General features: G+C 58.6%; 14 protein-coding genes, 1 tRNA gene and 4 pseudogenes. 12 read left to right on the top strand and 7 right to left on the bottom strand.

From position 1 onward, the window contains the following. Positions 1–32: 32 nt before the first annotated feature. The 4 genes and pseudogenes from IVB27_RS31265 to IVB27_RS31250 form a co-directional block, all read left to right on the top strand. Positions 33–728: pseudogene (locus IVB27_RS31265) on the top strand (aminotransferase class III-fold pyridoxal phosphate-dependent enzyme); the annotation flags it as partial. Between the two features lie 29 nt (positions 729–757). Then, entirely contained in the window at positions 758–1,699 is a 942-nt protein-coding gene (locus IVB27_RS31260; protein ID WP_247342317.1) for a sulfotransferase family protein, read from the top strand. Positions 1,700–1,746: 47 nt separating this feature from the next. Then, on the top strand, positions 1,747–2,943 hold the full coding sequence (locus IVB27_RS31255) for an MFS transporter (RefSeq protein WP_247342315.1): 1,197 nt from the start codon (positions 1,747–1,749) through the stop codon (positions 2,941–2,943). A 1,268-nt stretch (positions 2,944–4,211) separates the two neighbouring features. Further along, the gene (locus tag IVB27_RS31250) at positions 4,212–4,844 is read left to right on the top strand and encodes a hypothetical protein (RefSeq protein ID WP_247446683.1); all 633 of its coding nucleotides are present in this window, start codon (positions 4,212–4,214) and stop codon (positions 4,842–4,844) included. A 193-nt stretch (positions 4,845–5,037) separates the two neighbouring features. Here the strand turns inward: IVB27_RS31250 and IVB27_RS31245 are convergent, their stop codons facing one another. After that, a complete protein-coding gene (locus IVB27_RS31245; RefSeq protein WP_247342312.1) occupies positions 5,038–5,184 on the bottom strand; it encodes a hypothetical protein in 147 nt (48 codons plus the stop codon). Between the two features lie 820 nt (positions 5,185–6,004). Between IVB27_RS31245 and IVB27_RS31240 the strand changes: the two genes are divergently transcribed. The 6 genes and pseudogenes from IVB27_RS31240 (at position 6,005) to IVB27_RS31215 (ending at position 13,353) form a co-directional block, all read left to right on the top strand. Beyond that, positions 6,005–7,255 (top strand): hypothetical protein, encoded by a 1,251-nt coding sequence (locus IVB27_RS31240; RefSeq protein WP_247342308.1) that lies wholly within the window; start codon positions 6,005–6,007, stop codon positions 7,253–7,255. A 376-nt stretch (positions 7,256–7,631) separates the two neighbouring features. Further along, positions 7,632–8,512 (top strand): annotated as a pseudogene (locus tag IVB27_RS31235) (IS3 family transposase); the annotation flags it as partial. Between the two features lie 46 nt (positions 8,513–8,558). Continuing rightward, entirely contained in the window at positions 8,559–9,932 is a 1,374-nt protein-coding gene (locus IVB27_RS31230) for an IS30 family transposase (protein WP_247446682.1), read from the top strand. Positions 9,933–9,969: 37 nt separating this feature from the next. Beyond that, positions 9,970–10,248 (top strand): annotated as a pseudogene (locus tag IVB27_RS31225) (IS3 family transposase); the annotation flags it as partial. A gap of 184 nt (positions 10,249–10,432) precedes the next feature. Beyond that, positions 10,433–12,415: a DEAD/DEAH box helicase family protein gene (locus tag IVB27_RS31220; RefSeq protein WP_247446681.1), complete on the top strand. Its 1,983-nt coding sequence runs from the start codon at positions 10,433–10,435 to the stop codon at positions 12,413–12,415. Between the two features lie 194 nt (positions 12,416–12,609). Beyond that, positions 12,610–13,353 (top strand): WD40 repeat domain-containing protein, encoded by a 744-nt coding sequence (locus tag IVB27_RS31215; protein ID WP_247446680.1) that lies wholly within the window; start codon positions 12,610–12,612, stop codon positions 13,351–13,353. 165 nt (positions 13,354–13,518) lie between these two features. Here IVB27_RS31215 and IVB27_RS31210 read toward each other — a convergent pair whose 3' ends face one another. The 3 genes from IVB27_RS31210 to IVB27_RS31200 all read right to left on the bottom strand — a co-directional run bounded on the left by IVB27_RS31210 (position 13,519) and on the right by IVB27_RS31200 (position 15,709). Next, positions 13,519–15,144, bottom strand: coding sequence for a tyrosine-type recombinase/integrase (locus tag IVB27_RS31210; RefSeq protein ID WP_247446679.1), 1,626 nt, complete (start codon positions 15,142–15,144; stop codon positions 13,519–13,521). 83 nt (positions 15,145–15,227) lie between these two features. Next, positions 15,228–15,295: transfer RNA gene (locus tag IVB27_RS31205), tRNA-OTHER, on the bottom strand. 147 nt (positions 15,296–15,442) lie between these two features. After that, complete coding sequence (locus tag IVB27_RS31200) at positions 15,443–15,709, bottom strand: hypothetical protein (protein WP_247341897.1); 267 nt, start codon at positions 15,707–15,709, stop codon at positions 15,443–15,445. Between the two features lie 929 nt (positions 15,710–16,638). Between IVB27_RS31200 and IVB27_RS31195 the strand changes: the two genes are divergently transcribed. Both IVB27_RS31195 and sugE read left to right on the top strand, forming a co-directional pair. Beyond that, positions 16,639–17,346, top strand: a complete 708-nt coding sequence (locus IVB27_RS31195; protein WP_247446678.1) for an SPASM domain-containing protein — start codon at positions 16,639–16,641, stop codon at positions 17,344–17,346. Between the two features lie 114 nt (positions 17,347–17,460). After that, positions 17,461–17,775, top strand: a complete 315-nt coding sequence (sugE, locus tag IVB27_RS31190) for a quaternary ammonium compound efflux SMR transporter SugE (protein ID WP_247336440.1) — start codon at positions 17,461–17,463, stop codon at positions 17,773–17,775. Here the strand turns inward: sugE and IVB27_RS43840 are convergent. The 3 genes and pseudogenes from IVB27_RS43840 to IVB27_RS31180 form a co-directional block, all read right to left on the bottom strand. Continuing rightward, positions 17,772–18,119, bottom strand: a pseudogene (locus IVB27_RS43840) (inorganic phosphate transporter); the annotation flags it as partial. The gene sugE and the pseudogene IVB27_RS43840 sit on opposite strands and share 4 nt — an antisense overlap. A gap of 1,524 nt (positions 18,120–19,643) precedes the next feature. Continuing rightward, the gene (locus IVB27_RS31185; protein WP_247446686.1) at positions 19,644–20,165 is read right to left on the bottom strand and encodes a thermonuclease family protein; all 522 of its coding nucleotides are present in this window, start codon (positions 20,163–20,165) and stop codon (positions 19,644–19,646) included. Positions 20,166–20,675: 510 nt separating this feature from the next. After that, the gene (locus IVB27_RS31180; RefSeq protein ID WP_247341890.1) at positions 20,676–21,359 is read right to left on the bottom strand and encodes an energy-coupling factor ABC transporter permease; all 684 of its coding nucleotides are present in this window, start codon (positions 21,357–21,359) and stop codon (positions 20,676–20,678) included. Positions 21,360–21,488 lie beyond the last annotated feature (129 nt).

Below are 21,488 nucleotides of genomic sequence, written 5' to 3'. Positions count from 1 at the left end.
ATCATCACAGCCGAGGTCACTTCCCACCCGAATATCACCGGGAATTGCAAAATCTCGTCCACCGGCGCGGCGCCCTGCTTATCCTGGACGAGGTTATGACAGGATTCCGCTACGGCCTCGGCGGCTATCACACCGCGGTCGGGCTTGCACCCGACCTGATCACACTTAGCAAGGGACTGGCCAACGGCATGGCACTTTCGGCGATCGCAGGGCGAGCGGAGGTGCTCAACGCCGCCGAGAAGACCTACCTGGGCAACACCTATCAACGCGAGATCACCCCATTTGCGGCAGCGCTGAGCACCCTGGATGCCCTGCGCAACGGCGCCGCGCTCGCCCGGATGCGACAGGTTGGCATGCAAATTATCAACGGTCTCAACGGGGTCTTCGCTAGCCAACAGGTGCGGGCTCGCGCGTTCGCATGGCCCACGATGTTCGACGTCGTGTTTGCCAACGCCGATCTTGGTTTCGCGTTCTTCCAGGAGATGTGGTCGCGCGGCTTCCTTATGCAGTACGGTGGCCGTTTCATGCCGTCTGCCGCGCTGTCCGATGCAGACGTGCAGGCCGCGATTGAAGCCGCCGGGCAGGCGTTGCCGGCGGCTCTGGTTCGACTAGAGAGTACTGGCCGCGATACGGACCTGATGACCGCGGCGGTGCGGTTTGCCGGTGATCACTTCCTCGCAACCGCGGATTCGGTCCGGCGTTGGTTCACCGAGCCGAGCCATCCATGAACACGAGAAGTCGAATAGGGGACACCGCCATGCTCGAGGCCGCCGCGTTCTCCACCTCGCCGGTTCTGCTCGGGGGCGATAACCGGTCCGGCACGACCTTGCTGAGCGTCGTGCTGGATTCGCATCGCGATCTGGTCGTTGGGCCGGAGATCGATTTCCTAGAACCGCCGAACCTCGGCCCGCATGTCCTGGACGCGACCGACTTGCTCGCTGCTAATGACCCACGGGTCACCGGCATTGTCAAAAGCGCAATCGACCCGTTCTGGTATGACGGCGCGCACTTCGTAGTGCAATGCCTGCGGTTCGGCTTGAACTTCGACGACGTGCGTAGACTCGTCACGAACGTGATGAAGGAGTTAGCGAGCGACATCGTTTCGTTCACCGACAGATGCAGTCTGATCAACGAGATTGGTGAGTTCCGCAGAGCGCAAACCGGAGCCAAGCGATGGGGCCTGAAGCTGCAACGCAAGATCGCCCAAATCGACGTCTTCGCTGGTCTGTGGCCAGATGCGCATTTCGTGCACATCGTACGCGATGGTCGCGACCTAGCGGCCTCGCATTTGAGAACCGTACCGGAGTGGGGTTACCGGACCGTAGCTGAAGCCGCGCACGGCTGGCGCGAGATTGTATTTCAGCCGCATCGCCTCGCGCCGCCAGAGCGCTATCTTGAGGTTCGCTATGAAGATCTGGTGACGAGTCCCCGCTCCAGCCTTATGCGAGTTCTGAATCACTTGCACTTGCCCTGGGACGGGGCCGTGCTGCGACACGCCGAATGTGAGCACGCATTGTTCGAACGGCCCTACGGCCACCCGGCGGCCGAGTCCACGGGCAAGCCTTTGCACGCCGGTCGCCTTGGTCGCCACACGCAGGATTTGACGCCCGCGCAGATCGCGGAGTTCGAGGGCATCGCCGGCAGTGAATTGGCCCGATTGGGCTATTTGTCGGCCTCGAGCCTGGTCATCGACGCGTGAATCCCGCTGAGATCTCCACAACAGCTCGTGGATTGCCACGCAGCTATTTGGCACTGCTCGCCGGGCGTACGGTGTCGGAATTGGGTTCCGAAGTGACCGTGCTGGCGCTACCGCTGACAGCAATCACTCTGCTGGAGGCCGGCCCGGCACAGACCGGGCTACTGCTTGCCTGCGGCCGGGCGCCGAACCTGATGATCGGCCTGTTCGCCGGGGTGCTCGTGGACCGCCTCCCACACCGATGCATCCTGCTGACCGCTAATTTGGTGATGGCGGTAACGCTCGCAACGATTCCGATTCTCGCCAGCCTTGGGCAACTCGGAATGTTCCTGCTATATATGGCGACCACGCTTGTCGGGACGGCCGCAGTTATCGCCGACTTGGCCTATTTGGCATGTGTGCCGACGGTCGTGGATCGGGCTCGACTCGTCAGGGCGCAGAGTTCCTGGCAGCTCAGCAGATCTGGCGTTGTGGCAGTCGGTCCATTCCTCGCAGGCTGGCTAGTCAGCGCGTTCTCCGCGCCGTTCGCAATTCTCGCCGACTCGGCCTCTTTCGTGCTCGCGACCGCGTTGCTGCTACTGGTGCCAATGCGGGCGGCTGAGCCACCGCCCGCTGGATCAGGTTCGGTACTCGGTCAGATCACGGAAGGACTGACGACGGTGTTTGGCAACCCAATTCTGCGTGCTGTCACGTTGGCCACCGGCAGCTTCATCTTCTGCTACAACGCTTACTCCGCTGTCTTTCTGCTCTATTTGACGAAGCATCTAGCTTTGGACGGCTGGACGACAGGGGTAGTACTCAGCATCGGCGCCCTCGGTGGTGTGGTGGGTGCGCTCACCGCATCGTGGGCCGGCCGCACGATAGGCCTTGGGCCTGTGTTGATGGTCGCCCTGGCGCTCAGCGCCGCAGGCATGACTCTGACAGCGCTTCTCACGCAGCCGCGATGGGCGGCAATCGTGTGCGTGGCGCTTTCGCAGTTCGTGCTGTGGTTCGGTCAGGAGATCTACAACGTACACCAGGTCCTCGTTCGATACGCGCTAGCTCCGGACCGGGTGCAGGGTCGTGTCAACGCGAGCATCCGAAGCGTAGTGTGGGGGCTTGCACCACTAGGTGCACTGCTTGGCGGTGTGGTCGGCGCCGGGCCTGGCCTGCGCACTACGCTATTGGCCAGCAGCGTGCTGGGCGCGGCCTCCGTGCTGTGGATCTGGCGATCGCCCCTACGTCATAAGCACAGCTTGCATCTCTGATCGCTACGGATTGGCAGACAGGGCTGTGTATGAAGATCCCCGAGCTCGGCGATCGCGAGCTACGGCGGCCTGACGTTGTGGCGGATCAACGTAAACTTCGTCGCGGACGGTCTTCCTTCTTTGTGGCGCTCTGGCGGCCACGCCTTGGCACTATGATGCCGTTGAGGTGAGGCCGTTCACACCATCAAGGATGAGGAGATCGACCCTGGCGAGGCTTTTCATGCGCGCGGCGATGCGACCGTCACCCTTAACCAGGGACAGCTCATCGATCAGGGGCGGCAGCCGAGTGTGACGATTTTGGCTAGAGTTTTTCGCACCAATTCCCGGCTGTGGAGGCCTCGTGTAGATCCTTCTTCATGTTGGCCACCGAGACTTGCAAGTATGTGGGCCAGGTCCAAGCGAATTGCCTAGTGAGAATCGGAAACTCTATCGCGCAGGCGGCGACTTAATTCACGGAAGCGAATCATAAGCTGCCGCCGGTTCGACCACCCGATCAGGGCTCTTGTTTCAACAAGAGCTCTTTAGTTCTTTCACTACAACGGGCTGATTGGGGCGAAATGTATTTTCCCGGAGCAAAGTGGAGTGTCTTTTGAGCGCCATTTGGTCTCGCTGATCATCAGGTTGCGCTGGCTGTTCCTGCGCAAGGACATTTCGCTTGTCGACCGCTGCGCGATAGGCATCTCATGCCAGTCTCAAGGTTGCAAGAAAGCGGCTCAGTGCTGCCTGCGGCGCAGAACTGCTCTTGGATTTTCGTGACGAAACGCAATACCGTTCCATCAATCGGAGAGCGGCTATCCCGGAGCGAGGCGCGCGTCGGGCAGGACGGCTTTCTCGGGCCCAGCAGGTTGCGCGCAGCCGCGGACGACGTGCACGGGAAGCAATGACTCGCGAGGCGGACAAGCCCTCTCTGGTGGGAACGGAGTGAAATTGACCCGTGAGGGCGCGCCCTCTTTGCCGTCGAGCACCTGAAACCCCCTCGCCGTCGGCCCTCACGGTACGCTCCTTGCGCTCTCCAAACGACGCGAGCGTCGATCCAGCGGCTGCGCGAGGATTCAGCGCCGATCGCCTCTGTCGCCCGGACTTTCGAGTCGAGAATGTCATAAAATCATGGTGGAGAGTGCTACACCGTAGTGCTCCACCGCAAAAAGCCATCGGTTCACGAAACCTCTGACTTTGAAGGATTTTTTCGCCACTGAAAATCGGTGGCGGAGAGAGTGGGACTCCCTCCCCCGATCCCGCGAATACACTAAAACCGCCTAAAAACAAGGATGCAAAAAAACGGGTCGAGTTTTGTGACCGCCGCTGTGTACCACCGGATCGGCCCGGCAGGCCATCAACCTCAGGCGATTTGGAGGCGTCTGGGGGGCAGGCGTGCTTCCCTCCTCTCGTCGATTCTCGCCCGGACGCTGACCTGTGCGGGGCGGCGCCGCGTTCGGCGAATTCGGCGGTGGGTCTCATCGCGACGGCTGACCCGTCCGGGCGCCGGGCGGCCCCAGGTCGTCCCATACCAAGGATTCGGCAGCGGCGCCTGGAACGGCGACCGGGTACGGGGCGGTCGACCTGAATGGTGTGGACGAGCCGGATCGAAAAGAGGCTGCGGACCATCTCGGTTCGGCAAGTACACAAGGCGCATCAAGGCGCACATCCTCTACAATCACCTCGCGACATCGGATCTCGGTGAAGAGTATCTCGGGGCGCTTATCGATCACGAAACGCTAGCTTCAATCATTGATCACAAGAACTACAATCCAAGAACCATTCGCGCCATTACTGACACCCTGAACACCGAGGCCGTCAGCGTAGCGGGATATCCCGACTTCTGCATTTCCAGCCTCGATCCCCAAACGACCTTTGGGAAAAGCCGTTCAAAAATATCCCAGACAAATGCCGGCACCTTTTGATCGGCCTTTTCTTCTGCAGCGAATTAGGGTCTCGGATCTCCGACCTCAGACTGGTTTTCGACGCGACCCACGCAGCAATGTGCGGGCAGTTCAGGATTGGGGCGGGCCCGAAGGACTTTGAAGAGGCATTGAAGATAATGGAAAGCGGATTCTCGCTATCAGCTCGACCACCGTTTCGTTCATCAACCCGTCGTTACGCGATTATCTTCGGGAATATCAACGGGCAGCGGAAGATCTCAGATCGCGGCTGATCGGCAACTGCGTCACCAAGTGATGCAGCCGCTCTTCTCATTGCCGTCGCCGCCACGCCGATATCCGGACCGGCAATGAGCATCGCCAACTACGAATCCTATGCGAACCTGCATGCCGTAGATCTGTTGAAGGGCAACATTTGGCAGCTGGCTGACAATAGGCGTTGTGCGGCCTTTCTGATGGACACTCATTGTTGGAAGCTCTTTCGTGGATAATCGACCATTTGTCGAAAGGCGCGCTGCTGCCAAATAGCAACGGGATCATCCCTCAGCGCGGCGAATATCCCTATCACATCAATATCAAAGTTGATCTCTACGCCCCTAGATCGACTGCAACGATTAAGACTCGAACGCACACCTGAGGGTTCGTTCGAGCCCGATTTGGCGGAGACGATCCATTACTATCGGACCATCGATGACGAGCCGATGGATTCACCCGATCCGCAAATAGACTTTGTACAAATGAGGTCATTTGGAATGCTCACTCTCTGGTCTCTAGCGGAACTCTTTAATGATGGTACGCAGCCGAAGTGAGATCGGCTTGGCCGTAGAACCAAAACTGAATCGTCCGCAATAGACCGAACAGGTTTTGCAATTTTGTATTCGGGACTGAAGTAATGAACGAAGCTAGTCTCCGACCTCAACGTCAAAGCGATCTGCCTACATCATTGCCGCCGCGCGGACCGTCACGCATGCAGGCCGCTGAGTATATTGGCGTAAGCGCATCTGCCAATCCTGCCCCTTTGGCCATGATGCCAAATCATTGAAGAAATATTGGTTTTCAGCCTCGACCTCAATGATTTCAACAACTCAGGAGCCGAAGTACCGGCCTTACATGAGAAAGGCGCCGTCTGATGCGCCCTAGCTCACACGAAAGAGGTGGAAGTCTTAGAGACCCTGCGGGAGAGTATGCTGGTTCATGCGGGCCTCAATGATGGGTTCGAGGTCGGCACTTCGCTGGCATGGGTAGAGGGTGAGGCTCCGGTATCGGCGGACCTAACCGCGCTGAAAGGCGCTATGCGTCAGCTCAGGTATGACAAGCAAATCGGCAGGGACGACGAGAAGGAGCGTCAACGTCTCGCTATGCGGTACGACAAGGTACTCGGTGCCGCTGAAGCGCTGTTAGATCAGTATGCCTTGATGACGCTCACGGGCAACCAGCACTCGCTAAATTCTGCGGCCCTCGCGGTCCCGCTGGAGCTTCCGGGGCCAGTGGTCCTCGACGCAACGGCCGGTGTCGATCTGATGTACCAGCTCATGGAAGACCGTGCCGACATCATTCCGACGCCTCCCGGTGTTCGTGACTACAGCAACGTAACTCTTCACGTCGCCCGCACCGCAAGCATCGGCAAGACGAAAATGGAGGAGCTGGCAACAAAGCGATTTCCACAGTTACAGGCAAATCTTGCTGAACGGCTATCGGAAGACCGCAAAGTCCTTTTCTGCGTCCACAAGCACGTTGAGCATCTGGTGCCCACCCAGGCGGACCTTGGGGTAACCGAAGTGGCTTCAGCGCATTGGGGCGCAATCGATGGCAGCAACGATTACAAGGACTTTGAAACGGCGGTCATCTTCGGGCTACCGTTCAGGGATCGCATCTGGGGCACCAATGTCTTCTTTGCGTTCAAAGGCGTCCAGGATGACGACTGGCACGAGAACCCGTGCTGGAAGGAACACACCAACGTCCGTGAGCTGCTGCAGCGCAGACATCTCGCGACATCGATCATACAGGCGATGGGACGGGTACGGCTTCGCAAGGTCATTGACGAGCAAGGCCGGTGCGCTCCCACGGACGTATTCATCGTGCTACCGAGCGGCGCGCGGGGCCCGGAAATCCTCGAGTACATCCGTCAAGAGCTGCCCCACGTCTCAGTGCGAGATTGGGACTTTGAACTCGATGGCCCCAAGATACGTATGGACCGCCGTGTTCTGCCCGCCGAACGACTGGTGATCTTCATGTCAAACCGAAGCCCCGGAAGGACCTCCATGAGCCTCATCGGCCGCGAGTTTGGCCTCAAGCCTTACCAGCGGAAAGACCTCCAGAAGGCCTTACGTGACGAGAACCACCCCACCACCTTGAAGCTCAAGCAGCTGGGGGTCACGTATGGTTCGGAAGGAAAAGGGAGGGGAGCCAAGAGCTTCCTCGTGAAGGCCGCCTAACAGCCAAGGGCCGCACCAAGGTTATCCATAGGAAGCCCCAGGTGCGGCCCGCTTCGTTGGGGAACGTCTGCTTAGAAGTCAGGCGCGGACACGAGCGCTGGTGTAGCAATGGGCCGCGATGGGACAACAAGAGACCTCATGTTCCTCGAACTGAGAAAGTCAAACAGTTCCCAACGCGTAACGTATGGGACAACCGGAGAGTGAAGCCGCCTTTCCGAGCGAAATTCGTTAACAAATGGCCGCGCGGTGCTACACTTCTCGTCGTTGTCTAATTGCATTTAGACGGGGGGGGGAGACGAATGGATCGCGCACTGTTTGAGCTGCACCCGGTTCCGAAGACACCAAGTTAGGTGTTTTATGGAGCAGGAGGTGCGTCATGGAGAGAAGGCAGTTTACGCGGGAGTTCAAGCTTGAGGCCGTGCGGCTGATCAAGCAGCGCGGCGTGTCGTATGCGCAGGCGTCCAAAGACCTTGGTATTCATCCGACACAGTTGCGCAGTTGGGTGAAGCAGCTTGCGGACGATCCGCAACATGCATTCCCTGGCCACGGTCAGATGAAGCCAGAGCAACTGGAGATCGCGCAGCTGAAGCGCGAGGTCATCAAGCTTAAAGCCGAACGGGACATCCTAAAAAAAGCCGCGGCCTACTTCGCGAAGGAATCGACGTGAAGTTCGGTTTCGTTGCGAAGCACCGAAGGATCTGGCCGGCGGAATGGTTGTGCGAGGCGCTCGGTGTCTCGCGGGGTGGCTTCTATGCCTGGCTGACACGGCCGCGCAGTGAACGCAGCCGGACCGAAGAAGAGCTTGGCGCGAAGGTTCGAGCCAGCTTCCTGGCCAGCGACCGGACCTATGGCGCCAGGCGGGTGTGGCACGACCTGCTGGCCGAAGGGATATCTTGCGGGCTGCACCGGATCGAACGGTTGATGCGGCTGCAGGCCCTTAAAGCACGCCCACGACGGCGTCGACTGCCGCCCGATCTGGGTGAGCGGCAGATCGCCGCCGTCGCTCCCAACGTGCTCGACCGCTCCTTCGAAGCGCCCGCTCCCAATCGCAAATGGATCGCTGACTTCACCTATGTTTGGACGGCGGAGGGTTGGCTCTATGTGGCCGCAGTCGTTGATCTGTTCTCGCGGCGGGTGGTCGGCTGGTCAATGAGTACAGCAATGACGGCACAGCTCGTCACCGATGCCCTGGTGATGGCGATCTGGCGACGAGGCAAGCCGGACGCGCTGTTGCATCATTCCGATCGCGGCAGCCAAGGCGGATTCAAACGGTCGTCGCAACACCAGGAGTTTGGAGGTTGCGATGAACGTTGTAAGGCGCAGATCGGCGCGGTCAGGACGAGCCCCATTGCCGTCGCCAGGACGGCCCTCTGTTGCGGGGCGCGATGAACAGAATAAATTTTGGCGGGCGATTGCCGCTGGGTTAAGCAGCGAAGATGCTGCACTCGAAGCCGGATTGTCACAACCTGTCGGAAGCAGATTATTCCGAAAGGCGGGCGGCATGCCACCAGCGATGTTCAGATCTTCGGCAAAGGCTCTCTCCGGGCGGTATCTCTCGTTGAATGAGCGCGAGGAGATCGCACTTCTCAAGGTGCAGGGCCATTCCATACAGGAGATTGGACGTCGCCTGGGGCGGGCTGCTTCGACAGTCTCCCGTGAACTGCGGCGCAACGCGGCCACTCGCGGCGGCGGGTTGGGGTATCGGGCAATAACTGCCCAATGGCATGCGGATCGATCCGCCCGCCGGCCTAAGCCGACCAAGCTTGCGCTCAATGCAACCTTGCGCACTTATGTGGAGGAAAGACTTGCTGGCGGCGTCGTAGCCCCGACCGGCGCTCCCGTTCCTGGTCCCGCCGTTCCGTGGAAGGGGCGGCGGCATGGCCCGCGCAAGGATCGGCGATGGGCCAAAGCCTGGAGCCCTGAGCAGATTGCCCGACGCTTGCCGATCGACTTCCCGGACGACAAGACGATGCGCATCAGCCACGAAGCTATCTATCAAGCCCTCTTCGTTCAGGGCCGTGGCGCGCTACGCCGCGAGCTGACGGCCTGCTTGCGAACAGGGCGTGTGTTACGGATGCCCAGAGCGCGCGTACGCAGGCGAGGCAAGGGCTTTGTCTCGCCGGAGATCATGATCAGCGAGCGCCCTGCTGAAGCTGCCGATCGAGCAGTGCCGGGACATTGGGAGGGAGACCTCATCCTCGGTGTTGGCAGCTCAGCAATCGGCACGCTAGTCGAGCGCACGACGCGCTTTACGATGCTCTTGCACCTTCCACGGTTGGCGGGGCATGGCGAAGCTCCGCGCGTGAAAAACGGACCAGCCCTTGCGGGACATGGGGCCGAAGCCGTGCGCGACGCGATCACGCGCACCATCATCACTTTGCCCGAAGAGCTGCGCCGTTCGCTAACCTGGGATCAGGGAGCCGAAATGGCTCAGCACGATCGTCTCAAGATCGATGCGGGTATCCAGGTCTACTTCTGCGACCCGCAAAGCCCATGGCAGCGCGGCACTAACGAGAACACCAACGGGTTGCTGCGGCAGTACTTCCCGAAAGGCACGGACCTGAGCATCCACAGCGCCGAGGAGATATCCGCTGTGGCAGCGGCCCTCAATGCCCGACCGCGGAAAACACTAGGTTGGAAAACGCCGGCGGAGGCGCTTGACGATCTTCTGTTATGAGTGAAAGTAACTGGTGTTGCGACGACCGTTTGAATCCGCCCAATACACCAGCGAACAGTTCCAGAGGCTGATGGCCGATCACGGCGTGGTCTGCTCGATGAGCCGGTCAGGCAATGTCTGGGACAACGCTGCAATGGAGAGCTTCTTCTCGTCCTTGAAGACCGAGCGAACAGCGCGCAAAGTGTACCGGTCACGCAACGAGGCCAAGGCCGACGTGTTCGACTACATCGAGCGCTTCTACAATCCGAAGCGAAGGCATTCGACGATCGGATATCTGAGCCCTATGGAGTTCGAACGGAAGGTCGGATTAGCTTAAGCCGGTGTCAACAGAACCGGGTGCAGCTCACCTCGCTCCAGCAGCTTCCTTTAGAGGCTTCAGGGGCTCCTTCCCGGCTGGTCGGTTCGACCAACCACTTTTCCCAACCTCACTCACAAGCCCACCGCTGGTGTTCTCAGGAATACCTATCGGCTTGTCGTGTCCCTACCAGGAACACCACATAATGAACGATACCACCGCTCTCCGGGAGCAGCATGCTCTCGCCCTCGTGTGCCCTCATGAGTTTTCTCAGCGAATGCACCGGCACTGGACCGTGCCCCGCCCTGAAGGGCTTGGTCAGCACTCATCATCGGCCTTGTTTACTCTATGGCGTATCATGGGAGAGAACTTCCAGATTGCCACTGTCGAAGCTGCCTCTGGTGTTCAATCACCATGGCGCATCCTGCAACCACCGACGGGTACAGGCAAGACCCAAGGGACCTGCGTGTACGCAGCCATGCAAGCCGAGTTCAACCGAGACACCGAGGGTGCATTGCGTCCCGTAGGCATGCTCATCGTTACCCGGCTGAAGGAAGACGCTGACAACATACGGGACACCATCAACACCTTGGCAGGCCGTGCGGTCGCTGTTGTGCATCATTCCGGCAGCTATGCGACGCCTGAGCAGCTACACGAGAGCGACGTTATCGTGATCACGCATCAAGCCTTTATCAACGCCAAGAGGGACACCAAGAGCCTGGACTGGAAGCCTTGGGATCGTCTGGTGTCTTGGCGCGGCGGTGATCGCCTCCTCACCATCATAGACGAAGCGCTTGCTAACGTGGTGGATGAGAGCAGTGCCACCATGGACAACCTCGAATTTGTCATAGGCCTGATCCCGACTGAAGTGCGGTCGGCGTTGCCTCATCAGGTAGCGCTTCTTGAACAGGTGCGTCGAGTGCTTCAGGAATACGCAGATGCTGATGACATGGAATGTGCGATGTCGATGATATGGCAAGAGGGCTGTGCAACCGCCGTTCCAGACTTCGCACCACTTCTCTCTGCCATGAACGCACTGCCTTATGATCGGATCGTGTACGCCCGCAGTAGCACCAAGGACCGCACCAGGTTGGCGGAGCGTGTCGGAGAAACCATCATGGCCTGTCAGTCTTGCTTGGAGCAGTTCGCGTACTACGCAAAGTCTGGGAAATGGCACTCAATCAACTCGGCGGCTCTGGCCGTGCCCTTGAACGCGCCGGGACCTGTGGTGCTCGATGCGACGGCTCGGGCGAATTTTCTGTGGGACCTTTTCGAAGAGAAACATGAGCGTCCTGTGGTTCCGGGGCATGCCCGTGATTACAGCAGCGTTAGGCTTCACGTCGCGCGCGGTGCCGGGATTGGAAAGAATACCATGGCCGAACGCATCAGAGAGCGGATGCCTCGCATCAAGAAGGGTCTCGAAGAGGCCATGGGACCGGAACGCTCGGTGTTTCTGTGCGTACACAAAGATGTTGAAGAAGTAATCACAAGGAAGTCCGAGGGCACCAAAAACTGGGTTGAAAAACTGAACTTTAGGGATTGTTCAGTGGGACACTGGGGCGCGGTGGATGGCCGCAACACGTGGCAGGACTGCAACGCAGCGGTAATCCTTGGGTTACCCTACCTCCCGCAGACGTGGGCTACCAACATGTTCTGTGCCCTGCAGGGGGCTCAGGACGACCAGTGGCTTCAATCGCCGGAGTGGAAGCAGTTCAAGAACGTGCGGAAGGAGATGGAGCAACGCCAGATGTCGGCGTCGGTCATCCAAGCCATAAATCGCATCTGCTGCCGACATGTCATTGATGCTGAAGGTCATTGCCCACCAGCAGACATCTTCATCGTGCTGCCTCAGGACGTAATGGGTGACGCAGTTCTCGACGATATCAAAGCAGACATGCCGGGGATCGACGTAAGGCCATGGGACTTCGCTCTCGACGCCGAGAAGGAGAAAAGACCTCGAGCGGGAAGCTCTCACATCCGGCTGATAAACTACATGCGCAACGCCGCTGTAGGCATTGTTTCCCTATCCGTCATTCAGCACGCTCTGCAGCTCAGCAGCGTGAAGAAGTTGCGTGAGACCTTGAACAAGGCCGACCACCCGACAACACAGGCACTCATGGAGCTGGGCGTGAAGTACATTCCGGGTGTTGGCCGTGGCTCCAAGAGCTTCCTCGTGAAGGCCGCCTGATAGCACTGGCCGCACCGAGGTTTCCCATTCGGAGGCTTAGGTGCGGCCTTTCCGTGTGACGTGACAAGTCCGCTTAGCATAGATGTCGGACATAGGGGCGAGTTGACCGAGAACGCCGGTATGGACCCTGAGCGGAACTCTTGAGCGAAGCTTCCCTATCTGTCACCTTACGAGTTCCAGACTGGGAGTGAGCGATGGCAGAGCCAATTGGCGTTTCGGTCACGCCAACGGCGTTGACGGGCGACACGGCCAAACGTTGGGAGCAGACAGAAGCAATCGCGAAGGTTCTGTCATTGATTGCAATTCCAATCGTTCTAGCGGTTGTCGGTTGGTTCGTTCAGAGTTCGCTTTCAACGCAAACGGCAAGTCAGGAATACGTCAAGCTTTCGGTGTCAATCTTGAAGGAGCCAAAGGATAAGGTCGAACCTTCCCTAAGGAGCTGGGCGGCCGACTTGCTGAATGCTAACGCGCCAACGAAGCTTAGTCCCCAAGCGCTACAAGCCTTGAAAGAAGGCACGGCGACGCTTCCCACCCAACTGACTGCAATACTGAGCAATGGGAGTGACGGCGCCTCTCTCGCCATCAGTCCAGATGGAGCCAGAATTGCAACAGGCCATACCGATGGAAGCGCGAGAGTTTGGGATGCTCACACGGGCCAGGTCTTAAGGTCTTTCCAAGGGCAGGGCGATGCCGTGACAAGCATTGCGTTCTCTCCCGACGGGAAATCGATCCTGACTGGTAGCCTCGATAAGGTCGCCAGATTGTTAGACCTTTCGAGTGGTAACGTGCGCGTCGAACTCAGAGGACATACAGCCGCCATTATAGGCGTTGCCTTTGCGCCCGACGGGAATACCATCTTCACCCGATCACTTGATAAAACCATCCGATCGTGGTCGCTCGATGGACACACGCTCAGCTCATTTCATCTAAGCGACTAGCTCCGTCCAAGGACCGCTTTGGGTCAAACTGAGACCTGCCGAAACCCCGCCGTTCTTGTGCGCTCCGAGTGCGTCAGCCGACGCGGTTCTTGTGAGCCCCAGAACGGCCTTGCACGGTCATCGGGGAGCCTTGGTGCCGCGAGTGGGGGCGTGCTGGAACGGTGATCAATCTAGCTTGTATCTCGGGAATTTGTTCAACGCCTCCGCCATCGCGGCGGCAGTTGGCGCGCCGTATTTTCTGCCTTCGGTGGCTTGTGTATGTCCGGTTATGGCGTCGTTCATCTTCTCCGGCATCCCAATCTCGTCAGCGATGCGCTTGAACGTGTGACGCCAAGCGTGGTTGGGACTGATGTCAGGATCATCGACACCAAGCTCACGAACCCATGTCCCCAGATGGGCGCGTGCGGTGTCAGCACGAGACCGTGAGGGCTTGAGAGGATCAGCACTGGGGCGTTGCGGTGTCTTGTCGTTATAGAACAGCGCGCCTTTTCCTACCTGCTTGACCATCTCGAGAAAGCCTTGAGCAACCAAGTGTTCGTGGATGGGTACAACGCGCGACTTGCCTGTCTTGATCGTGCCAGCCTCGGGCGTCAGCTTCATTACGTAGAGACCTTTTCGGTCCTCAATGTCGATCCCACGCAACTGAGTGATTTCGCCTGACCTTGCTCCCGAATACGCACAGAGCCATGGTACCCAGCGGCGAGTTCGTTCCGCAGGCGTGACGGGTTTCTGATAACCTAAGCTGGCGTTGAGAATGATGCTTGCCTCAGCGTCTGTGAAGCTGCGGCCATCTTCTCGTGTCTGCGCCTTGCGAGGAACGTCTACTCGCACTTCCTTGAAAGGGTTTTGCCTAATGTGCTTGTGCTCACGAGCCCAGCCGAACACGCGGCGAGCGGATGACAACCATACCTCGCGAACCGTGATGGCCTGACGGTCCTTATTGATCAAGCCGTGTACCCATCTACGAGCAGCGTCCTCAGTAATCCCGTCAGCCCCGACTTCAGAGAACTCCCGTTGCATTTCGAGGAACACGGAGCGCCAACGGGTGACCGTCTTCGGGGCAATTTGAGTGGCCTTAACAAACGCCTCAAACAAATTCCAACAACTCACACCTGAGGCACGCACCGGCCCATCGGTGAATATTGGAAAGCTGTCAGGAGTGTCGTCGCGGGAGTAGTCGCCATTCGCGCGCCTCTCTAGCAGCAGGACGGCAGGTAAGAGGTTGTCGGAGACCGCATCCACGAACAGCGCATAGCCGGTGCAGTTGAGCGCCTTACCTTCGCTGGCCAAGAACGTCGCCACGCGCGCCAATTCGGCTACTTGCGCCCTCACTGCTTCGCGCACGTCCGTCTGCTTGGCCCATTCCCAATGAGGGTCAGCCTTGGGGTCCTGGTGGTAGCTGTCGGGAGCTTCAGGGTAGATCACGTTCCACATAAGGTGGTCACTGAACTCCCGCCAGTGCTTGGCAGAGCCGGGGTCTTCCTCATGCTGCTTCACAAACCACTGGTACCACCGGCCGGCGAGAGCGATTGCGTTGAGCTTGGTAAGTGGCTGACCCTCGCCGTTTCGTCGGGCCCGTAGCGTGGCAATGCGCGTTTCGACGTCGGCTTCCCATTCCCCGAGACGGGCCTTGGCCTCGTGCCTTGACGTGTCGGCTGGCAGCTTGAGATGGGCCTCGCGCTTGTGACCGTAGAGCCGCTGGTATTCCTCTCGGACGTCTTCGGGGATGACCTTGCGAGCAAACCAACGACCGTCAGCAATCCTATTCAACGCAACCATTCGCAACGCCATTTGTGCAGCCTTTTGTATTTAGGCAGCGTAAATCCTCTTGGTCTATCAATATGATGCTGAGAACGCGGAGTTATCCGCAGTCTTGGTACAGTTGGGTGGGCTCGAACCACCGACCTCCTGTTCCACAGACTGAAGGTCGAAATTCAACCGCACCAATATCGCACCAGAAACGGCGTGAACAAACCGCAAAGAAAGCGATCGAGCTCGAACGAAACTGCAGCAAAATCAACCAATCCGATCGATAGCCTGCCGCTCATAATGGTCTGGTTGAGGTTCGAGTTACTCGCTCCACCAGGAATCAGAAACCTATACAGCGCAAGCCAAAGAGCGCCGCCACAGTGATCGCGTCGAGGCGATAGCTGCTGTCGAGCGGATCATCCGAGCAGCATTTGCTGTAGAGAGCCCCTCCTCCCATGCGATTTACGTTCGGGCCGCTATCGCTGAACAATGCCGCGGAGATGCGCCGTGCAACAGCCTGGAAAGAAAAGCCCCGGGACTCTGCTGCTCTCGGAACTTGTGAATAGGTTGTGGTCAGGCTCCATGAGGAGATTGTCATCGCGATCATGATATTACCGCGGCCTGAGGGCAAACATATACCAGGCAGGTGCCGATGATGAATCGAAGAATTGTTCCCGGCTCGTGTAAACTCTCGTCGCAAGACTCGACGGGTGGCTCACGACATGCGGAGCTCACATCTGTGAGCTTGCTGAAGAGAGGACTTCCCGGTCATATCGGCGCTCATCGGCAGATAGGCCCAATCCGTTGTGGTGCTTTCTCTCTGCGACTTTGTACGCGCCACCCCCTGTTTTGCCGTGCTCGTCTTGATATAGATTTCAAGGCGATGTTTATCAGCAAGAAGTCAGCACCTGCCGTCGCTGCGCGATGCCGACCATCATGATGACGTGGTGCTCGGGGCAGGCTACACCGTCAAGATTCATAAGAAAGCTGTCATTCAGCTCATTTTCGAGAGAGCTTGAATCGTACGTAGCGTCATATTGTACTCTATCGATTGCGTAGAGTTTCACTTCGGTCCCGCATTTGGGAGGACATTCATCGCGGACGTGTCGAGTTAAGGACAGTACCGCCAATGGCATGAGTGATGCTTCTTGGAGACGTTAGACGAACCCCATCGACGGATGTGCATTCGGCAGCCGTCCAATCCTGCTGGACTGGGGTGTTATGGGAGAGAGCCGTGGCGCATTCTTCATCTGCCGCGCTTGCGACCATGCCGAGTCGCGCTGGTGGACGACGAATCGAGAACTGAAGCATGAGCGAACCGGCATGAGATGCAAATCGACGGTCCCCTCAAATATCTCTTTGTTCCAAACGCGGAGCGCGGAAGTGGACAATATAGAATCGATGACTCCACAGGAGCTGCGCTCTGCAATCAGTGGCGGCAGGGTCTTGGAGATAACTACGACAACTGGCTGTGTCGTCGGATGTTCTTATTGTCCGCAAGACAACTTTGCCGAACGGCAAAGAGCGATATCCGACGTGAAGCATCTTTCTCTCCAAGATTTCAAGCGATGTCTGGCGCGCGTACCAGCAGCCGTCGACATTAGCTTTTCCGGATATTCGGAGCCTTGGCTCAATCCGGCTTGCACCGAAATGGTTGAGCATGCCTATGCGTGTGGCCATGGAATCCGAATTTTCACGACCCTGGTAGGAATGAACGGGCGGGATCTAAGACGTTTGCGTGCGATGCAGTTCCGCGTTTTCCTAGTGCATGTTTTTGATGACGGCACGCACATGGATAGTGGTCTCGTCAGGCGCAACTATGTCGATTTGATGCGCCAACTTGTCGATGCCGACATTTCATCGTTGCTCTTCATAGTCATGGGCGAGGTGCATCCCGCACTTGTCGGCACAATTCCTGACGAAGCGCTGGTTCGCTCGCGTCCGCCGCGCAGCAGGGCTGGCAACGGCGAGAAGATGGTTGGAGCGCGGCAGCCAATCGCTGGAGCACTGACATGTCCTGACGAACGGCAATATCGTAATGTTCTTCTCCCAAACGGCGACGTTACATTCTGTTGCATGGATTTTGAGCGCCGACACGTTTTGGGCAACCTCCTCCGCGACAGGTACAAGGATCTCTTCGAAGGGGCAGCCTTTTGCAACATTGCCGATCGCATGAACGGAACAGACGGCTTTCTGCTTTGTCGATCGTGTGAATTCGCCGAACCAATAACGTCGGAATGCTGATCTTTGAGAGAAGTTAACCCCTGCTCGAGGCGAATCGCGAGCTTAGCAAGGACGGCCTTCCAGCGCATGACCACATCAGCCGCCGGGACGACCTGCGATAAACGGAGGGCCGCCATGGCCTGGAGCATTTTGTTGGTCGCCGGCCTGCTGGAGGTCGCCTGGGCAATCGGCCTCAAATACACCGAGGGCTTTACCAAGCCCGTTCCCTCCGTGCTCACGCTCGCGGCCATGGCCGGCAGCGTGACCCTGCTCGGCCTTGCTCTAAAGACGCTGCCCATTGGAACTGCTTATGCGGTCTGGACCGGCATCGGTGCGGTCGGCACGGCGGCGCTCGGCATCATCTTGTTCGGAGAACCGGCCGCCGCATTTCGCCTTGCCAGCATCGGGTTGATCGTCGCCGGCATTGTCGGGCTGAAGCTCGTGTCCTAACGAAAACACCGAAAGCATTGACCCCACCAGGTCAGCGCCGCAACAATCGCCGGCACGCTAATTCTCCAGGCATGGACGACCGAGCTGGCCACGTTCCAGCGCACCGCCGAACGGCGCGGCGCCGACAGTGGCACGGAAGTCGCCAAGAACAACGAGCGGATGCAAGGCCTCTGGGCCGAGACCATCTGGCCGCGACTTGGTCGTCACGCGAAAGCCCTAGTGCGAACGATACGCCAGCTGCCCATCAGGGTCCCACCTGCATCGGTCTGGCACAATAGCACCACCCAGAACGGCACGAACAATTCGCTGCCGAGATCGCCGTGCGAATAGAACAGCAATGAAACCCAGCTATGGGGCTGATCTCGGGGAGACGGTCAAGAAAGGTCGCTTGCCGGAGTTATACGACGCCTGATCTCCGGAGCAGCATGGGAGAAGATGCAGATCGGCAGATCGTGTTCGTATGTTTCGGACCGCTTCCGGCGTGCCGCGTCGGCATCATCAGGAACTACCGACCCAGTTCAATTCCTAGATCGCAGCGGTGAGCTTGCGATCTTTGACTGAGCTCAGCACTGCGCCTCGAATTAAGGTGCGACTTCATTGTGTGGTTGCAAAGAAGCTCGATCACCTAATCTCTTTCGCAGGAGCGTTCACTGAAATCATCTAACCGGCGGCGCCGGCGCCCGGCATTCGATTCGTGTTCGACCTCAAACCCGGGGCTTGTTTGAGCAATGACTGCTATTGTCGGGTTGGCGACATCGCGATCGAAAAAGGTCAGGAGCTTGCATCGTGCCCGTCGGCACAGAGTCTGCACACCACTAGGCCATGGGAGCGGCGCTGCGAGTTCAGTGGCTCACGTTTCGTTTCGGAAGGCGCGCACTTCGTGTTCGGTAGGTGATATGCGATCTGACGTTCTTGTTGGGGCTGCCGCAGCAGTTGCGCTCGTCGCATGCGGTTTTGCTCATTCAGCGGATCTCCGGCCAGTCGTCAGCGAGCCGTGCTGTTTCCAACGGAACGAGCAGCTGCATTGTCTTCTGAGGCATTGTTGTGATCGGCGCCTGCAAGGCAGATCCACACGTCTTTGTCGCCGAAACCGCGCGTGTGGTGTTCAGCTTGTTACGCGCCCGGCCAAATTCTGGCGTAAATCGGAGCAGCCGTTGCTTGAAAAGGCAATCGCCGCCGATATCGCCAACAGCAGCGAAGTCCGGGAAGGGACCTATGCGGCGTTCCCGCGGCAAAGGGCCCAATTCGATTACCGTCCTTTCGATAGGCCCCGCGGAGCCGGCGTTGAGCAAGCGCTCACACCGGCTTGCTGCATCAGATTTGAGTGCGAGTGTATGAGTTTTGGAGGGACGGCATCTGGCGACCTCTGGGAATCAAGCTGCGAGCCCTGGGCATGTCAAAACCTGAAAGTTTGCGTCGAATGGAGTGGAGGTCGGCTGCATCCCAAGCCTCATTCGTGTTGCCTACCGCGCCCAATGGTGCCTTGAACGCCCCTGACCTTCTTTCTTCCGCTCAACCTGTACCCGGCGGAACTGATTGTTTTCCGTGCCACGCCTTTGCTTTGTCCGGAGAGCCCGCCATTCTTCCGAGTAAATGCGGCTCTCTCGAACTCAAAAGGCGCCGCCTTGGCATGACTGCGAGTCCATGATTCCGAAGAATTAGGGCGAGAACCATGGCGTTCCTGTGGAGCTCGCGATTTTCTGTCTTGCGACTTTCGCGCTTACGAGAGCTTGAGACCATCTTACCGCTTTTGAGCATGGTGGCGCGGCAGTGGTAAGCTTGCTCACTCGCGGCCGACGCCAGCTCGCCCGTGACGGTCACTTTGTGCGGAACGACTCTGGCGTATATTCTGGTGTGAGGAATACCGGTCAAGGGTGAGCATTCGCGTCGTCAGAACAGCTGGCTGGTCCACCACCTGACCGAATGCACGCTCGATATAGCCAAGGTACGGCAAAGCTGCCCGCCCACAAGCCCAGTCCGGCACGATCGGCCGCGCGTTGCGCAGTGTGGTATCGGCCCCTGGAGTATCGCTCCCAATCGAGCACGAGACCGTTGCGCACCAACCATTCTCCGAGATCGATGCCATCAGCTGAACAGATCGCCAATGTCCGTCCACACTCATCCTCCAGGACTGACAGACAACTGACTTCGCGCTCTGCAATGAAGGCTTCAAGATCGCTCGCGGCCATGAGGCCACATCGATACGGATTGAGGTTGATATCTCGGCACATTTGAGACTTGTCCGGCGCGTCGATGCCCCAGAGCCTAACGCGTGTCCCGTGAATTTCAAGGGTGTCGGTGCTAATGACCTTTGCCGGCCCGGTCAATTCGCCGGCAGACACGATGCTGCACAGTGCGAGCGTGGTCAACACCACGATCAATCCATACATGGCGATCTTCTTTGTCGAACTGCGAACATTCCGGCCGAATGCAGCAGAGCATGGGAAGCCGCCGAACGGCAGTCCATCGCGGCTGTGCTGAGGAGGCTGCCAATGTTGCATGGATAAGCTCGTTCGACGGATGACTCCCAGTGTATCAGCAGCGCAAGACGCCCTCGTGTCCAACCTCGCCCCCGATGCTCTGCGACCAGGCTGCTGCCCTGAGCGCGTCCCGCCATTCCTCCAAGTCGTGGCGGCAGTTCGCCTTCGCCACATCACGCACCAGCAGGTCGAAATCGGTAGTGCGCGTCCGATCACCAGCGACCGGGCCGGCGCAGACGGCCGGCCGCAATTCGGCGAGGAATGATTTCCTGGTCGCCTTGTGCGGAATGAGCCTAAAGTCGGCCCCCTCGCGGATAACAGCGAGCGCGCGTCGCCCGGGGATCGCTGCAGCCGGCTGCTATCGGGGAAAGCGTACGTATCGCTTGAGCAAAGCGGCCGAGATGGCGGCCATCGTTACTTTCAACCGCAACATGCCTTCTGGGAGCGGTAGGCGACAGATCCCCTCACACTCACGCCGCCCAATTTGTTTCCCGAGCGCCAGCGCAGCCAGATCAGCCAGCGGCTCGACCAAGGCCACAACTGCATAGTAAACCGCGAGCGATGCGACTTTACCGAGGTTGGCGGCGCCGAAGCCCGCGCGATAGAGCGCCAAAGACGCGATCCAGACAGCGATACCGGATTGATACGCAGTCGAGAGCGCAAGCGCCTTGCTGTACTGCAGATCGCGATAGGCAGCCTTGGATGGATGAGGCGCTTGGCGAGCGCCTTGATCGCAAACAGCGGCATTAGAGGCGTCGTGACATTCATCCGATATTGCGGCAGGTCGGTCGGAACAAAGAGGACGCTTTGCAGCAAGAGGCCGAGCGCAAGACCTAAGGCCGCCGGCGCCGCGCCAAACAAGAGGAACAGCGTGGAGCCCAGGACGAGGTGCACTTCCGAGGCCCAAACCGCAAAGTGCGGCAGGAATTCGAATAACGTGAACACAAGGCCCGTCGCGGCGATGGCTTGCACAGCAAATGACAGAGCGCGCCGGTCGTGTATGGCCTCGACCACAAGCTTGGCGACGACGCAGCCCATCGCAATGCCTGTCGCGCAGCTCAATACGAACTTGGCGCCTGTTACTATTCCCGGTTCGATATGCACGGTCTCTAGCAGTCTGCTGAAAAACCTTGGAATGGAGAATTTTCATTTTTCCGCCGGTCGTTTTTGGAGCGGCGCGGTAGAGTTGGATGTAATTTCGAGCTTGTTATTGAGTGTGCCCCGGCGCGGGGT

This window comes from Bradyrhizobium sp. 197, assembly GCF_023073375.1.
GTDB lineage: Bacteria > Pseudomonadota > Alphaproteobacteria > Rhizobiales > Xanthobacteraceae > Bradyrhizobium.
Note: the sequence above shows the minus strand (reverse complement) of the source record. Positions and strands in the feature narration are given on the sequence as shown.

Coding starts and splice junctions, on each gene's coding strand:
- IVB27_RS31260 (WP_247342317.1), top strand. CDS start 758: ATGCTCGAGGCCGCCGCGTTCTCCACCTCGCCGGTTCTGCTCGGGGGC.
- IVB27_RS31250 (WP_247446683.1), top strand. CDS start 4,212: ATGCAAAAAAACGGGTCGAGTTTTGTGACCGCCGCTGTGTACCACCGG.
- IVB27_RS31240 (WP_247342308.1), top strand. CDS start 6,005: ATGCTGGTTCATGCGGGCCTCAATGATGGGTTCGAGGTCGGCACTTCG.
- IVB27_RS31230 (WP_247446682.1), top strand. CDS start 8,559: ATGAACGTTGTAAGGCGCAGATCGGCGCGGTCAGGACGAGCCCCATTG.
- IVB27_RS31220 (WP_247446681.1), top strand. CDS start 10,433: ATGAACGATACCACCGCTCTCCGGGAGCAGCATGCTCTCGCCCTCGTG.
- IVB27_RS31215 (WP_247446680.1), top strand. CDS start 12,610: ATGGCAGAGCCAATTGGCGTTTCGGTCACGCCAACGGCGTTGACGGGC.
- IVB27_RS31210 (WP_247446679.1), bottom strand. CDS start 15,144: ATGGCGTTGCGAATGGTTGCGTTGAATAGGATTGCTGACGGTCGTTGG.
- IVB27_RS31200 (WP_247341897.1), bottom strand. CDS start 15,709: ATGATCGCGATGACAATCTCCTCATGGAGCCTGACCACAACCTATTCA.
- sugE (WP_247336440.1), top strand. CDS start 17,461: ATGGCCTGGAGCATTTTGTTGGTCGCCGGCCTGCTGGAGGTCGCCTGG.
- IVB27_RS31185 (WP_247446686.1), bottom strand. CDS start 20,165: ATGTATGGATTGATCGTGGTGTTGACCACGCTCGCACTGTGCAGCATC.